This window comes from Pyxidicoccus caerfyrddinensis, assembly GCF_010894405.1.
GTDB classification, from domain to species: domain Bacteria; phylum Myxococcota; class Myxococcia; order Myxococcales; family Myxococcaceae; genus Myxococcus; species Myxococcus caerfyrddinensis.
Genome location: NZ_JAAIYA010000013.1, coordinates 175,543 through 187,597, shown reverse-complemented (window position 1 = coordinate 187,597; position 12,055 = coordinate 175,543). Strand labels below are relative to the sequence as shown.

Annotated in this window: 15 protein-coding genes; 9 read left to right on the top strand and 6 right to left on the bottom strand. The window is 70.9% G+C overall.

Translation table 11 applies throughout. The features are described from left to right. Position 1 precedes the first annotated feature (1 nt). Complete coding sequence (locus G4D86_RS29985; protein ID WP_163997491.1) at positions 2 to 376, top strand: hypothetical protein; 375 nt, start codon at positions 2 to 4, stop codon at positions 374 to 376. An 11-nt stretch (positions 377 to 387) separates the two neighbouring features. Here the strand turns inward: G4D86_RS29985 and G4D86_RS29980 are convergent, their stop codons facing one another. Together G4D86_RS29980 and G4D86_RS29975 are read right to left on the bottom strand one after the other, a co-directional pair. Continuing rightward, positions 388 to 1,170, bottom strand: a complete 783-nt coding sequence (locus G4D86_RS29980) for a cupin domain-containing protein (protein ID WP_163997490.1) — start codon at positions 1,168 to 1,170, stop codon at positions 388 to 390. After that, complete coding sequence (locus tag G4D86_RS29975) at positions 1,167 to 2,240, bottom strand: cupin-like domain-containing protein (RefSeq protein ID WP_240360541.1); 1,074 nt, start codon at positions 2,238 to 2,240, stop codon at positions 1,167 to 1,169. Before G4D86_RS29975 ends, G4D86_RS29980 begins: the two co-directional genes overlap by 4 nt. Before the next feature lie 34 nt (positions 2,241 to 2,274). Here G4D86_RS29975 and G4D86_RS29970 point away from each other — a divergent pair, with 34 nt between their 5' ends. Continuing rightward, positions 2,275 to 2,472: a hypothetical protein gene (locus G4D86_RS29970; protein WP_163997489.1), complete on the top strand. Its 198-nt coding sequence runs from the start codon at positions 2,275 to 2,277 to the stop codon at positions 2,470 to 2,472. 18 nt (positions 2,473 to 2,490) lie between these two features. On the opposite strand, the gene G4D86_RS29965 is transcribed toward G4D86_RS29970, so the two are convergent. After that, positions 2,491 to 3,498, bottom strand: coding sequence for a cupin-like domain-containing protein (locus G4D86_RS29965; protein WP_163997488.1), 1,008 nt, complete (start codon positions 3,496 to 3,498; stop codon positions 2,491 to 2,493). A 321-nt stretch (positions 3,499 to 3,819) separates the two neighbouring features. Here G4D86_RS29965 and G4D86_RS29960 point away from each other — a divergent pair, with 321 nt between their 5' ends. Continuing rightward, the gene (locus tag G4D86_RS29960) at positions 3,820 to 4,239 is read left to right on the top strand and encodes a hypothetical protein (protein WP_163997487.1); all 420 of its coding nucleotides are present in this window, start codon (positions 3,820 to 3,822) and stop codon (positions 4,237 to 4,239) included. A 10-nt stretch (positions 4,240 to 4,249) separates the two neighbouring features. Here G4D86_RS29960 and G4D86_RS29955 read toward each other — a convergent pair whose 3' ends face one another. Then, entirely contained in the window at positions 4,250 to 4,867 is a 618-nt protein-coding gene (locus tag G4D86_RS29955) for a hypothetical protein (protein ID WP_163997486.1), read from the bottom strand. Positions 4,868 to 4,949: 82 nt separating this feature from the next. On the opposite strand from G4D86_RS29955, the gene G4D86_RS29950 reads away from it, so the two are divergent. The 6 genes from G4D86_RS29950 (at position 4,950) to G4D86_RS29925 (ending at position 10,997) form a co-directional block, all read left to right on the top strand. Further along, the gene (locus G4D86_RS29950) at positions 4,950 to 5,906 is read left to right on the top strand and encodes a LysR family transcriptional regulator (protein WP_163997485.1); all 957 of its coding nucleotides are present in this window, start codon (positions 4,950 to 4,952) and stop codon (positions 5,904 to 5,906) included. Further along, positions 5,903 to 6,748: a hypothetical protein gene (locus G4D86_RS29945; protein WP_163997484.1), complete on the top strand. Its 846-nt coding sequence runs from the start codon at positions 5,903 to 5,905 to the stop codon at positions 6,746 to 6,748. The genes G4D86_RS29950 and G4D86_RS29945 overlap by 4 nt, the downstream gene beginning before the upstream one ends. Positions 6,749 to 6,823: 75 nt before the next feature. Then, a complete protein-coding gene (locus G4D86_RS29940; protein WP_163997483.1) occupies positions 6,824 to 7,741 on the top strand; it encodes a LysR family transcriptional regulator in 918 nt (305 codons plus the stop codon). 107 nt (positions 7,742 to 7,848) lie between these two features. Continuing rightward, positions 7,849 to 8,604, top strand: a complete 756-nt coding sequence (locus G4D86_RS29935; protein ID WP_163997482.1) for an SDR family oxidoreductase — start codon at positions 7,849 to 7,851, stop codon at positions 8,602 to 8,604. Between the two features lie 180 nt (positions 8,605 to 8,784). Further along, complete coding sequence (locus G4D86_RS29930; RefSeq protein ID WP_163997481.1) at positions 8,785 to 9,834, top strand: GlxA family transcriptional regulator; 1,050 nt, start codon at positions 8,785 to 8,787, stop codon at positions 9,832 to 9,834. 14 nt (positions 9,835 to 9,848) lie between these two features. Continuing rightward, a complete protein-coding gene (locus G4D86_RS29925; protein WP_205519830.1) occupies positions 9,849 to 10,997 on the top strand; it encodes a DJ-1/PfpI family protein in 1,149 nt (382 codons plus the stop codon). Between the two features lie 45 nt (positions 10,998 to 11,042). On the opposite strand, the gene G4D86_RS29920 is transcribed toward G4D86_RS29925, so the two are convergent. Both G4D86_RS29920 and G4D86_RS53910 read right to left on the bottom strand, forming a co-directional pair. Then, on the bottom strand, positions 11,043 to 11,735 hold the full coding sequence (locus G4D86_RS29920) for a RibD family protein (protein WP_163997480.1): 693 nt from the start codon (positions 11,733 to 11,735) through the stop codon (positions 11,043 to 11,045). Positions 11,736 to 11,834: 99 nt separating this feature from the next. Next, a complete protein-coding gene (locus G4D86_RS53910) occupies positions 11,835 to 11,957 on the bottom strand; it encodes a hypothetical protein (protein WP_275899160.1) in 123 nt (40 codons plus the stop codon). Between the last annotated feature and the right edge of the window lie 98 nt (positions 11,958 to 12,055).

Below are 12,055 nucleotides of genomic sequence, written 5' to 3'. Positions count from 1 at the left end.
CATGCCGTCGACACGCGAACAGCTCAGACGCATGGTGACGGAGCGCGAGGCTCCGCCGCGAGGCTTCTCGTGGGACGCCCTGATGGAGGTGCTCGCCCAGCTGGAGGCGGCGGCCGTCAGCGGAGCCCTTCCCCTGGAGGCGGAGGATGTCCGTGTGCTCGCGGACCTGGTGGCACGGCGTGGGCGCGTGCCGCTGCATGGGGCCGTGGCCGTCCCCCATTGCATGCCCCCCGAGGAGGTCATCCAGTACCGGGCGCTGAAGGCCCTGGAGGCGGCGGAACGGCTGGACTGCGTGCGGGAGTTGCTGCCGCGCGTGGGGCGCGAGGCGGACTCCCCTGCCCTGCGGGACTTGGTGCGGCAGCTCCAGTCCTCCTGACGCGCCGGGCTTCAGCCGTGCTTCCGCCACGGCGGAGGCGTCGGCTCGGGAGGCGCCGGCTCCCGCTCCCACCCCACATTGGGCTCGGAGGCGGCGAACGCGAACATGTTCACCGCGACATTCGCCTCGAGCGCCCGCCAGGCGTACCACCAGCCCACGGGCAGCAGTGCCAGGTCCCCGGGCTCCAGCTCCACTTCCAATCGCGACACGGCCGCCTGCTCCTCGGCCCCCCCGGTCATGCGACGCAGCTCGAACGCGGGAATGAGCTGAAGCCGCAGCCGCCCGTGGACCTGGCAGAGCAGGATGTTTCGAGTGACAGGATGCGCCTCTTGCCGGACCCCTTCCTTCAGCGGCACGCCTCCAGAGTCCTTCTCGAAACACTCCAGCCACGGAATGAGCTGCTCCGGTCGCCAGTCCTCCACCGACGCCGGGTCCACCACCGAGCCCCGCATCACCACCGGCCGGTTCTGGAAGTAGTAGCGGTCGAAGAACTCCTCCCTGGAGAGGGACTCACGACGGTCCACGCGCTCATGTCCCTCCGCCTGCCGGTACAACTCCCCGTACATGTCCAGCAGCCCTTCGAGCTTCCGATTCAGCGCGAGCGCCTTCCGGGTCCCCTCGAAGCACGGGTCCTCCAGCTCGGCCTCCACGGCCTCACGGGCCACTGCCGCGTCCACGCCCGCGCCCACCAGCACCTCGACGAGGTCCGGAGCCTCCGCACCGCGCAGCAGGTTCTCCACCACCCAGCGCCGCCACTCGGGAGCGAGCCGCGCTCCGTCACTGCCTTCCTTCATCGCTCCACCTTCTCTGGCTGAGGCCCGATCCAGTAGTCCCGCCACTCCGCATTCCGCGCGGCCTGGTCGAAACAGACGAACGTCACCGACAGGCTCACGTCCAGCGCCTGCACCGCGTGCCACCAGCCCACGGGGATGAGCAGCGCCTCACCCGGGCCCACCTCGCACGTGTGCACCGTGGCGCGGGCGAAGTCCGGGAAGCGCGTGACGTCCGGCGCGAGGATGTCCACCGCGCTGTAGAGGCCGCGGTCGTTGTAGAGCCACGGCGTCTCCCACGACGGAATCAGCCAGAAGCGCTTGCGCCCGAACACCTGACAGAAGAGGACGTTGAGGTGGTCATGGTGCAGGTTGGACAGCGTGCCCGCCGGCCCGAACCACAGGTGCACGCTGTCCGGCGCGGTGATGTCCGGCTGGATGTAGCCGGCCGGAGCCCGGAGATCCGCCAGCAGCGGCCGGAAGGCCTCGCGCAGCAACAGGCTGTTGCGCGCCACGAGGTACACGTCGTTCGTCTCGCCGCCCTCGCGCATGCGGGCCACCAACTCGCGCAGCGGCAGGGAGCGCCGCAGCCGCTCCGCGTTGAAGTCCGGGTCCGCGTCCGACTCGCGCCCCGCCATCACCTCCACCGGCTCATCGCCGAAGCGCTCGGCGAGCCACTCCGGCGACCAGCGTGACATCGCGGGCCAGTCCGCCATCAGCCCCTCGATGATGACGGGGCGGTTGCGGTGGTAGTAGCGCGCGAAGAACTCGTCCGGCGACAGGCCCCGCCTGCGCTCCACGCGAGGCGCTCCGTCTCCGGAGTGCTCCTGACGGTAGAGCGCGGCCCGCGCCGCCAGCAGCGCCTCCAGCTCGCGGTGCCGGGGTGTCCGTGCTCGCGCCTGGACGACGGCGGGATGCGCGGCGACGGACTCCACCTCCGCGAGGGCCTGCTCCGGCGCGAGTCCGGACTCACACAGGCGCGCGACGAGGCGGCGCGGGGGAACGCCGCGCGTCAGGTTCTCCGCGATCCACGCACGCCGTTGGTGCGAGGAGCTCTCATCCGGCCGCATCACGCGCGGGGTGCGGTATACCATCGGGGCGACCCCCTCGGTCGCGCTGGAGACCCCGATGGCCCCCCCCGATCAGAAGATCGTGCCCAACCCTCCCCCCAACCCGCCCACCACCCTGCGCCCGGAGGTGATTGTCCCCAACCCGGCCACCCTGCGCCCGGAGGTGATTGTCCCCAACCCGGCCAGCCACTCGAGCCCGGACACCGAGCGGACCCGCCCGACGGCGCCGCCCACCACGCCGCCGCTGAAGAAGTAGGCACCGCGCCCCGGCGCATCACCGCAGCCTCCACCAGGTGTTGCCTCCGGGGACGTCGAACTCCTGGAAGGTGACGGACACGCTGACGTCGAGCGAGAGCACCTGGTGCCACCAGCCCGCGGGGATGAGCAACATCTCCCCGGGCCCCACCACCGCCTCCAGCACGTCCGCCTCCCGGTACGCGGGGAAGCGCTCCAGGTCCGGAGCGTCCGCGTCCACCTGGCTCCACACGCTCCGGTGGCTGTACAGGTGGTGCGTCTGGAACGAGGGGATGAGCCGGAAGCGCTTGCGGCCGTGAAGCTGCCCGAAGAGCACGGTGCCCAGGTCGTGATGCAGCGCCGTCCGCGTGCCCTCCGGCCCCACCCAGAGCTTCACCGCCCCGACGAGGTCCGTCTGGCGCAGCACGCCCGGGGGGTAGCGCACGTCCTCCAGCAGCGCGCGCAGTTCCTGACGCTCCAGCGCGAAGTTGCGTGCCGTGAGGTACAGGTCGTTGGAGGGGCCGCCCTCCAGCAGCCGGCGGATGAACTCCCCGAAGCGCATCACGGTGCGGCAGGCGTCCGGCTCCAGGTCGTGGTCCGCGCGAGACTCGCGGTCCGCCATCACCTCCACCTCCACGTCACCGAAGCGCTGTGCCAGCGCCTCGGGCCGCCAGCGCTCCAGGACGGGCCAGCCGTCCATGAAGTCCTCCAGGATGACGGGCCGGTGCGCGAGGTAGTAGCGCTCCATCAACTCGCGGGGGGACACGCCGCGCCGACGCTCCAGGCGCTGGTGCCATCCTGACTGTCGGTGCAGCGCCCCGCGCGCGTCGAGGAGCGCACGCAGCCTTCCGTGCCCTTCCGCGCGACGCCTCCCCTGCTCCACCGCCGGGTGCTGGAGGACGGACGCCACCCCGGACCGCGCGTGCTCCGGGGCGATGCCGGCCTGGAGCAACGTGCGCTCCAGCGTCTCCGGCTCCACGCCCAGCACCAGGTTCTCCGCCAGCCAGGCCCGCCACTCGGGGGCCAGGTCCGATACCACGTCGCCCATGTGTCCTCTCCGCTCCCGCCAGGCAGGAGGAGCGCGAGAACTCTACAGCCCCGTCCCGGAAGCGACAGAGCAGACAGGGAGCGGCGGTGGCGGCTTCCATCCCGAAGACGAAGTACGTCGTCGAGGCGACGGCCCCCTGCTGTCCAGCAACATCCCCTGCACGTTCACCCGCGGGGTGTCCGCCGTCATCTCGCCGTGACATGGGCTTCGGGGGAGGCGGACGGCCGGGCCCCGCGCTGGCTGTCCCACCGGGAACCGGGCCCGCACCGCCACCTCGGTTCATTGGCGGACGGACACCTAGATTTCCGGCGGAGGCCCCGAATGAAGACAGGCAGCGGCACGTCCCGGCACTTCCGTCATGCGGCTGGCGCGGCGGTGCTCGCCGCCCTCCTTGGAGCCGGCGTCCCGGGGAGCGCCCGGGCACAGGAGCAGGCGCCGCAGCTCACCTGCTACCAGCTGGCGTTGGACCAGGGGCTGACGGACGAGCACCTGGCCACCCAGCTCTGCCGGGGTGCCCGCTCGACTGCTCCCGCCCGGTGCTTCCTGAAGGTGCAGGACGAGGGCTCGCTGACGCAGGGGCAGTCCCTGCAGCTCTGCCGGTTCGCCACCCCCGAGGACGACCCCGCCGCGTGCTACCTCCAGGCGCGGCAGCAGTCGTTCATCGAGACCTGGCGCGGGGTACAGCTCTGCCAGCCGCCCGTGCAGGAAATCCTGCGCTACTGCCCCGTCTACGTCCAATGAGCGCCGCGCCTCACTTCACGCGCTTCAGCGGCACCTGCAGCTCCGAGGGCAGGTGCTTCGCGTCCGGGTTGCAGCCGCCTTCCGCCGGGCGGGCGCCGAAGAACAGCTCGTTGCCCACCACCTTCACCACGTCCAGCTCCCACGGGCACTGGTTGAACGAGAACACCGCCGAGCAGCCGTTGGTGTCCGTCACGTCCTGCTCCTTCCCGGCCTCCCACTTCTTCGTGCCGCAGGTGCCGGGCGCCGCGCTGTTGAGGTACTGCGTGAAGCCCTCCGCGTAGGGAGTGATTTTCAGCGTGGTGAAGATGAAGTGCGCGGGGTGCGCGCCCTTCGTCGGGCCGTCCTGGTCGATGCGCGCATGGCGGACGACGTACGGGCTGGTGAAGACGACGCGGGAGACCTTCTTCGCCTCGTCACACGTGTCGTCCGCGTAGAAGTAGAGGATGCCGCGCGAGTTGTCCTTCGTGTAGGTGAAGTCCCGCTTCACGTAGAACTTCTGCCCGTTGCCGCCGGGGCGGACCTCGCACTGCGTGGACTTCCACTGGCCGACGATGCTGGGCGGCTCGGCGGCGAGGGCCTGCGTGGCGAGGCAGAGGGTGGCGAGGACGGCGGTGCGGATGGCGTTCATGGTGTCTCCGGGGTGGTGTGTCGCGGAAGCAAGGTAGGCTCGGGCACCGGCATGAATCGACTGAAACGCCGTCACTGCTCCGATGAACAATCTTCACATCGACCTGCGCGACCTGAACCTGCTCGCCGTCCTCGACGCGGTGCTCACCGAGGGCAGCAACCGCGCCGCCGCGGCGAAGCTCGGCGTCACCCAGTCCGCCGTGAGCCACGCCCTGGGCCGGCTGCGGCAGCGGCTGGGGGACCCGCTGGTGGTGCCCACCGGAGGGCGCATGGTGCCCACGCCGCTGGCGGAGTCGCTCGCCCCGGCGCTGCGCGAGTCCCTGGAGCGCCTGGGCAGCGCGCTGCGCGGGGCCCGGGGCTTCGACCCCGAGCGCTCCACGCGGACCTTCTGGGTGTCCTCGGCGGACCTGGCGGGAATGGTGGTGCTACCGCCGCTGGTGCGCGAGCTGACCCGCTCGGCCTCCGGCGTGTCCGTGCGCATGCGGCCGCCCAACGACAGCACGCTGGCGGACCTGGAGCGCGGCGGAATCGACGTGGCGCTCGGCATCTTCGGCGAGGTGCCCGCGGCCTTCCGCGTCCAGGCCCTGTTCCGCGAGCGCTTCGTCTGCGTGGCCCGGCGAGGCCACCCGGTGACGGGCGGGCGGCTCACCCTGGCGCGCTACCTGGAGCACGGCCACGTCAGCGTGGCCCCGTGGGGCGGCACCGGCAGCATCGTGGACGAGACCCTGGGCCGGCTGGGCAAGGCGCGCAGGGTGGTGGTGGCCGTCCCGCACTTCCTCCTCGCGCCCTTCGTCGTGGCCTCCACGGACCTGCTCCTGATGGCGCCGGAGCGCGTGGCGCGGCTGCTGGCCCCCGCCTTCGGACTGGAGCTGCTGCGCGCGCCGATTGAAGTCGCGGGCTTCACGGTGAGCCAGCTGTGGCACGAGCGGATGCAGCACGACGCCGCGCACCAGTGGCTGCGGCGGATGATTACCGAGGCGGCGGGCTCCAGCGCGCCCGGCCTGCGCACGCGCGGGGGACGGGCTAGAGTTGCGGAATGAAGGACCTTCCGACGGCCCGTGATTTGGAGCTGAGCGCGGCGGAAGCGCCGCCCCCTCCCCGGCAACTGCTGGCACCGGGGAGTGAGGCGCTCGCCATGCTGGTGCGCCGGGGCTTCCAGCCCACGGTGGCCCCGCTGGACCTCCCCTTCCCCACGGACCTGGAGCCGGAGCGCATGGAGCGGCTGGTCGAGCGGCTCGGCCACTACGCGTTCCGCCTCTTCCTGCGCGGCGCCATCCTACGGCGCGGCCCCTTCCAGCCCGCCGAGGCGACGAAGTACCTGGAGGAGTCCCAGGCGGCCGCGTTCGCGGAGGACCTGGTGGCGCTGGGGCTCGCGGCGCGGGAGGACGCGGGGCGCTACAGCCTGAGCTACCCCGCCGCCAGCTTCGGCGGCACGCTGGAGTGGTACGTGGCGCGCGAGCTGCGCGTGCGGCTCGGCTTCGACGTGGCCGCGGGCGTGAAGTTCCACGCACCCGACGTGGGCGGGGACCTGGACGTGGTGGCGGCCGCCGAGGGCCGACTGTTGTACCTGGAGATGAAGTCCTCGCCGCCCAAGCACCTGGCGCCCGACGAGGTGGGCGCGTTCTTCCGGCGCGTGCGCGCGCTGCGTCCGCACCTGGCCATCTTCGTCATGGACACCGCACTGCGGCTCTCCGACAAGGTGCTGCCGCTGCTCCAGGCGGAGCTGAGCACCCAGCCTCCTCCCCCGCCCCGGCGCGTGCTGCGCGAGGTCTGGGCACTCACGCCGCACCTCTATGTGGTCAACGCGCGGCAGGACTTGTTGACCAACATCGGAATCGCCATCGCGGAGGGCTTCCGCGCTCTCGCGCCTCCGCCGCCGTGAGCGCGGAGGGTGACGCCCCCACGCTCCTCGATTGGGAAATAGAAAGGTCCGCGACTCATCGTCGCAGGATTGCCGATGTCGAAACTGCCGGACTTCGAAGGGCTGGCGATGTTCGCCAAGGTGGCCGAGGAGCGTTCCTTCGCGGGGGCCGCGCGAGCCATGGGCCTGTCCGTCGCGACCGTATCGCGTGGCGTCAGTCGGCTGGAGAAACGGCTCGGCGCGCGGCTCTTCAACCGCACCTCGCGGCAGTTGGCGCTGACGGCGTTCGGGCGGACGTTGGTGGAGAGCGCCAGCCGCCTCTATCACGATGCGGAGGCCATGGAGCACGCGGCGCGGGAACAGTCCGCTCAGCCGCGCGGCCTCATCCGCCTGGCAGTGCCCATGTCCTTCGGGCTGCGCTGGGTGGCGCCGCTGATGCCGAAGTTCCTCCGCGCCTATCCGGAGGTGTCGGTGGATCTCCACCTCTCGGACGCGGTCGTGGACCTGGTGGGACAGGGCTTCGACGCGGCGCTGCGGATCTCCGCGCAGCTGGACCCGTCGCTGGTCGCGCGACGGCTCTGTCCCGTCTCACGCTTCATCGTCGCGGCGCCGCGCTACCTGGAGCGGCACGGTCGGCCGAAGCACCCTCGCGACCTGATGGACCGGGACTGCCTTGGCTACGTCTACCGTGCGCGGAGCGAAGCCTGGCGGTTCGTCAATGCCGCGGGCAAGGAGGAAAGCCTCACCCCTTCCGGCCGGCTTCGCGTCACCAATGCGGATGCCCTGGTGCCCACCGTGCTCGCGGGTCTCGCCATTGCGGAGCTGCCCGAATTCATCGCGAGCGAGTACCTCCTCGACGGAAGGATGGAGGTGCTCCTGAAGGACTGGCCGCTGCCCCCCGGCGGCCTCTACTTCGTGACGCCCGCCGCGGGTGTACGCCCGGCCAAGGTCGAAGCGCTCGCCACCTTCTTCGCGGAGCACCTCTCCAAGCCCACGTGGCGCTGGCCGCGTTGAGCCGGCCTCCGCGGCCTTTGCATTCCTGCAATGATGGTTTGCAGTTCTTGCGGTTTCGGAGGCCTGCGCGTGCCGGTACATGAATCTCCACACCTCAGGAGATTCACATGTCACGCAAGCTCGAAGGAAAAGTGGCCGTCATCACCGGCGCGAACAGCGGCATCGGCCTCGCAGCCGCCCGGCGGTTCATCGCCGAGGGCGCGCACGTGTACATCACCGGTCGCCGCCAGGCGGAGCTCGACGCGGCCGTCGCGGCACTCGGCAAGAGCGCCACGGGCGTGCGCGCCGACGCATCGAGCCTTCCGGACCTCGACCGGCTGTTCGCCCAAGTGCGCGAGGAGAAGGGCCGCATCGACGTGCTCTTCGCCAACGCGGGTGGCGGCTCGATGCTGCCGCTCGGCGCCATCACCGAGGAGCAGTTCGACGACACGTTCGGCCGCAACGTGAAGGGCGTGCTCTTCACGGTCCAGAAGGCGCTGCCGCTGCTGGCCAAGGGGGCCTCGGTCATCCTGACCGGCTCGACCGCGGGCACCGTGGGAACCCCGGCCTTCAGCGTCTATGCCGCGACCAAGGCGGCGGTCCGCAGCTTCGCGCGCAACTGGATTCTGGACCTCAAGGACCGGAGCATCCGCATCAACGTGCTGAGCCCTGGCTCGACGCGCACGCCAGGCCTGGTCAACCTCGCCGGGCCAGACGCCGCGCAGCAGCAGGGCCTGCTCGACATGCTCGCCTCCCAGGTTCCAATGGGCCGGGTGGGTGAGGCCGATGAAATCGCCAAGGCAGCGGTCTTCCTGGCCTCCGACGACTCGAGCTTCGTCAACGGCTCCGAGCTCTTCGCCGATGGCGGGCAAGCCCAGGTCTGAAATCCAAAGCGGGGCTCATGGCCGCAGGTCTCGTGCGACGGTCACTGATGCGCCGCAGCCCATCACAGCTCCTCGTGAAGGGCTTCCGTGCGCTCGGGCCGCCGCCGTGAGCATGGAGATGGCAGAAAACGTGGGAACGGCGTCATTGTCTCCAACGCCGCGTGGTCGCATGGTGTCACCATGTCCACGCGCGCCCCACGGCCCAAGGCCGCCCGCACCGCCGCCCTGCCCCCGAAGACCCGCCGGGTGGCAATGCTGGCCTACCCGGACGTGCAGATGCTGGACGTCATGGGGCCCCTCGAGGTCTTCGCGCGCGCGTCGCGCTGGCTCAAGGACAGTGGCCTGCGCGGCGACGATGCCTACCAGGTCGAAATCATCGGGCTGAAGCGCGGAGCGTTCCCCGCGTCCTCGGGGCTGCGGCTGCACGCCGACCGCCGCTTCGACGAGGTGCGCCGCGGCATCGACACCCTGCTCATCGCGGGAGGGCGGGGCGCGGAGCGCTATTGCACGCATCCGCCGCTCCTGCGCTGGATTCGCCTTCAGGCGGGTGGAGTGCGGAGGCTCGCTTCCGTCTGCACCGGGGCCTTCTTCCTCGCCGAGGCGGGGCTGCTCGAGGGCCGCCGCGCCACCACCCATTGGGCCTCGTGCGACGCGCTCGCCCGCAAGTACCCCGGCATCCAGGTGGAGTCCGACCGCATCTTCGTGCGGGAGGGAGCGCTCTACACCACCGCGGGCGTCACCGCGGGCATGGACCTGGCCCTCGCGCTCGTGGAGGAGGACCATGGCCGCGAGGCGGCGCTGGAGACGGCCCGGGCCCTGGTGATGTACCTGCGCCGCCCCGGGGGCCAGGCGCAGTTCAGCGCGCAGCTCTCCGTGCAGCTCGCGGAGCAGGAGCCGCTGCGTGAGCTGCAGGCGTACATCCAGGACCACCCGCGCGCGGACCTCTCGGTGCCCACCCTCGCCCGGCGCGTGGCGATGAGCCCGCGCAACTTCGCCCGGGTATTCACGCGCGAGGTGGGGATGACCCCGGCGCGCTTCGTGACCTCCACCCGCGTGGAGACCGCGCGCCGCCTGCTCGAGGAGTCCTCGGAGGACCTCGAGGCCGTGTGCGCGATGAGCGGGCTCGGCACCCCGGAGGCCATGCGCCGCGCCTTCCTCCACAAGGTGGGCATCCCGCCCGGCCAGTACCGCGAACGCTTCAACCGGCACTCCGTTGCCCCAACCGCCTGAACCCGGAGCCTCGAATGAAACCGAACCGCCTCTTCCACCGAGCTGCCCTCCTCCTGCTCGCCCTCGTCCTCGTCCTCGTCTCGGGCGGGGCCTCCGCCGTGGAGCCCGCGGCGACGCATGCGAAGCACTACGTCTGCCCTCCCTGTGCGCAGCCCTGTGATGCGAAGGTGCACGACAAGCCGGGCACCTGCCCGCTGTGCGGGATGAAGCTGGTCGAGCAGCAGGAGGCGGCAGCGCCCGCCCCGCCGCGCAAGAAGGTCGCCATCCTCATCTTCAACGGCGTGGAGATCATCGACTACACGGGCCCCTACGAGGTGTTCGGCGGCGCGAACTACGACGTGTTCACGGTCGCCGAGACGCGGGCGCCGGTGACCACCGCGATGGGGATGACCGTCGTGCCGAAGCATGCGTTCGCCGATGCCCCGCAGGCCGACGTCGTCGTGGTGCCCGGCGGCGGGGTGACGGAGGCGCAGCACAGCGCGCCGACGCTCGCGTGGGTGAAGCAGCAGAGCACCCGTGTGCAGCAGCTGATGTCCGTCTGCAACGGCGCCTTCATCCTGGCGAATGCAGGCCTGCTCGACGGACTGAGCGCGACGACCACGTACATCAACCTCGAGAAGTTCCAGGCCGCCTTCCCAAAGGTCAAGGTCGTGGACGACCAGCGCTTCGTGGACAACGGCCGCATCATCACCACCGCGGGGCTCGCCGCGGGCATCGACGGAGCGCTGCACGTGGTGTCCAAGCTGGATGGCCTGGGGCTCGCGCAGCGGGTGGCGCTCGCGGGCGAGTACGACTGGCGCCCCCGCGCGAGCTTCGTGCGCGCCGCGCTCGCCGACCGGCTCATCCCCCAGGTGGACGTGGACGCGCTCGGCGACTGGGACATCGCGAGCACCGAGGGGGGCACCGACCGCTGGGAGCTGGTCCTCGAGGGGCGCTCCGCCCTGAGCGCGACGCAGTTGATGACGCAGCTGGGCCAGGGGCTCGCGGCAGGCAGGTGGACGCGCCTCGAGCCTGCATCCGCGAGCGCGGCCTCGCCGCTGCGCAGCGATTGGCGCTTCAGCGGGCGCAAGGGCGAACCCTGGACCGGCGTGCTGACGCTCCAGCCGCGGCCGGGTGCCGCGGGCCAGTACACGGCGAAGCTGGCCATCGCGCGCGCAGGGTAGGCGCTCGGCTGCGGACGACGGGCCACTCCCCGTGTGCCCGGAGGGTCAGCGCTTCAGCTTGTAGCGCAGCCAGAGCAGGTCGCCCCTGCGCTTCTCGAAGGAGACCAGCTTGAGGTGGCGCACAGGCCCCTTCCCTTCTCGCGCATCGAAGAGCGACGGGGTGCCGATGGAGCCATCCGCCACGGGCGCCACCAGCACGCTCAGCTCGTCGATGAGGTCCGCGGCCAGGAAGGAGCCGTTGATCTTCCCGCCTCCCTCCAGGAGCAGCCGCTTGATGCCGAACTCCTTCCGGAGCTTCTCGAGCACCTGCTTCAGGTTGAGGTCCCGCTTCCCACCGAACAGGTACGAGACGCCCTTGGCCTGGAGGAAGGCCAGGTAGTCGTCCGAAACGTCCTCGGTCAGGACCGAGATGACGTGCTCTTCATCGATGGAGCTCGAAGTCCAACGGAGCTTGCCGGAGGGGTCGAGCGCGATGGCGTAGGACTCCGCGTCGCGCCGCGCGATGAAGTCCGTCCGTGGAATGGGCTGCCGCGCCTTGCGCGCCGGCACCTTCGCCTTCCCGGCGTAGGGCTCCATGGAGATGCGGCCAATCATCCACGCATCCGCGTGGAACGTCTGCGCCGTGCGCTCGTACTCGGCGGTGACGCCAGGCGGGAGCTTCCAGCCCGAGGTGACGATGCGCCCATCGAGCGACGGCACCATGTGGCAAATCACGTACGGGCGTTGCGTTCTCTTCATCTGCTGGAACCTCCGTGGAAGGGCGTCGATAGACCACGCCCGGTCGTGCCGGTATCACCTGCCTTGGAGAAGGTCGAGCAGGAGCGCGGCGACGCCTGTTCAAGGGCGAATGAGGACCTTGAGGACCTCGCGGTCGTTCATCGCACGGTAGCCCTGGGGCACTTCGTCGAGGCTGGCGGTGCGGTCGAAGACGCGGCCGGGTTGGACCTTGCCCTCCAGCACGCCGGGCAGCAGCCTTTCGATGTACGCGCGGACCGGTGCCGGGCCGCCAATAGGCCGTCAACCCCCGCTTGATAATCCGGTGCGCCCTCCTCACCCGG

What these genes read in the sequence shown, in the direction of transcription:
- G4D86_RS29925 (WP_205519830.1), top strand. Translation starts at nt 9,849, where the DNA reads ATGAAACCGAACCGCCTCTTCCACCGAGCTGCCCTCCTCCTGCTCGCC.
- G4D86_RS29945 (WP_163997484.1), top strand. Translation starts at nt 5,903, where the DNA reads ATGAAGGACCTTCCGACGGCCCGTGATTTGGAGCTGAGCGCGGCGGAA.
- G4D86_RS29965 (WP_163997488.1), bottom strand. Translation starts at nt 3,498, where the DNA reads ATGGGCGACGTGGTATCGGACCTGGCCCCCGAGTGGCGGGCCTGGCTG.
- G4D86_RS29940 (WP_163997483.1), top strand. Translation starts at nt 6,824, where the DNA reads ATGTCGAAACTGCCGGACTTCGAAGGGCTGGCGATGTTCGCCAAGGTG.
- G4D86_RS29955 (WP_163997486.1), bottom strand. Translation starts at nt 4,867, where the DNA reads ATGAACGCCATCCGCACCGCCGTCCTCGCCACCCTCTGCCTCGCCACG.
- G4D86_RS29970 (WP_163997489.1), top strand. Translation starts at nt 2,275, where the DNA reads ATGGCCCCCCCCGATCAGAAGATCGTGCCCAACCCTCCCCCCAACCCG.
- G4D86_RS29985 (WP_163997491.1), top strand. Translation starts at nt 2, where the DNA reads ATGCCGTCGACACGCGAACAGCTCAGACGCATGGTGACGGAGCGCGAG.
- G4D86_RS29935 (WP_163997482.1), top strand. Translation starts at nt 7,849, where the DNA reads ATGTCACGCAAGCTCGAAGGAAAAGTGGCCGTCATCACCGGCGCGAAC.
- G4D86_RS29960 (WP_163997487.1), top strand. Translation starts at nt 3,820, where the DNA reads ATGAAGACAGGCAGCGGCACGTCCCGGCACTTCCGTCATGCGGCTGGC.
- G4D86_RS29950 (WP_163997485.1), top strand. Translation starts at nt 4,950, where the DNA reads ATGAACAATCTTCACATCGACCTGCGCGACCTGAACCTGCTCGCCGTC.
- G4D86_RS29930 (WP_163997481.1), top strand. Translation starts at nt 8,785, where the DNA reads ATGTCCACGCGCGCCCCACGGCCCAAGGCCGCCCGCACCGCCGCCCTG.
- G4D86_RS29975 (WP_240360541.1), bottom strand. Translation starts at nt 2,240, where the DNA reads ATGGTATACCGCACCCCGCGCGTGATGCGGCCGGATGAGAGCTCCTCG.
- G4D86_RS29980 (WP_163997490.1), bottom strand. Translation starts at nt 1,170, where the DNA reads ATGAAGGAAGGCAGTGACGGAGCGCGGCTCGCTCCCGAGTGGCGGCGC.
- G4D86_RS29920 (WP_163997480.1), bottom strand. Translation starts at nt 11,735, where the DNA reads ATGAAGAGAACGCAACGCCCGTACGTGATTTGCCACATGGTGCCGTCG.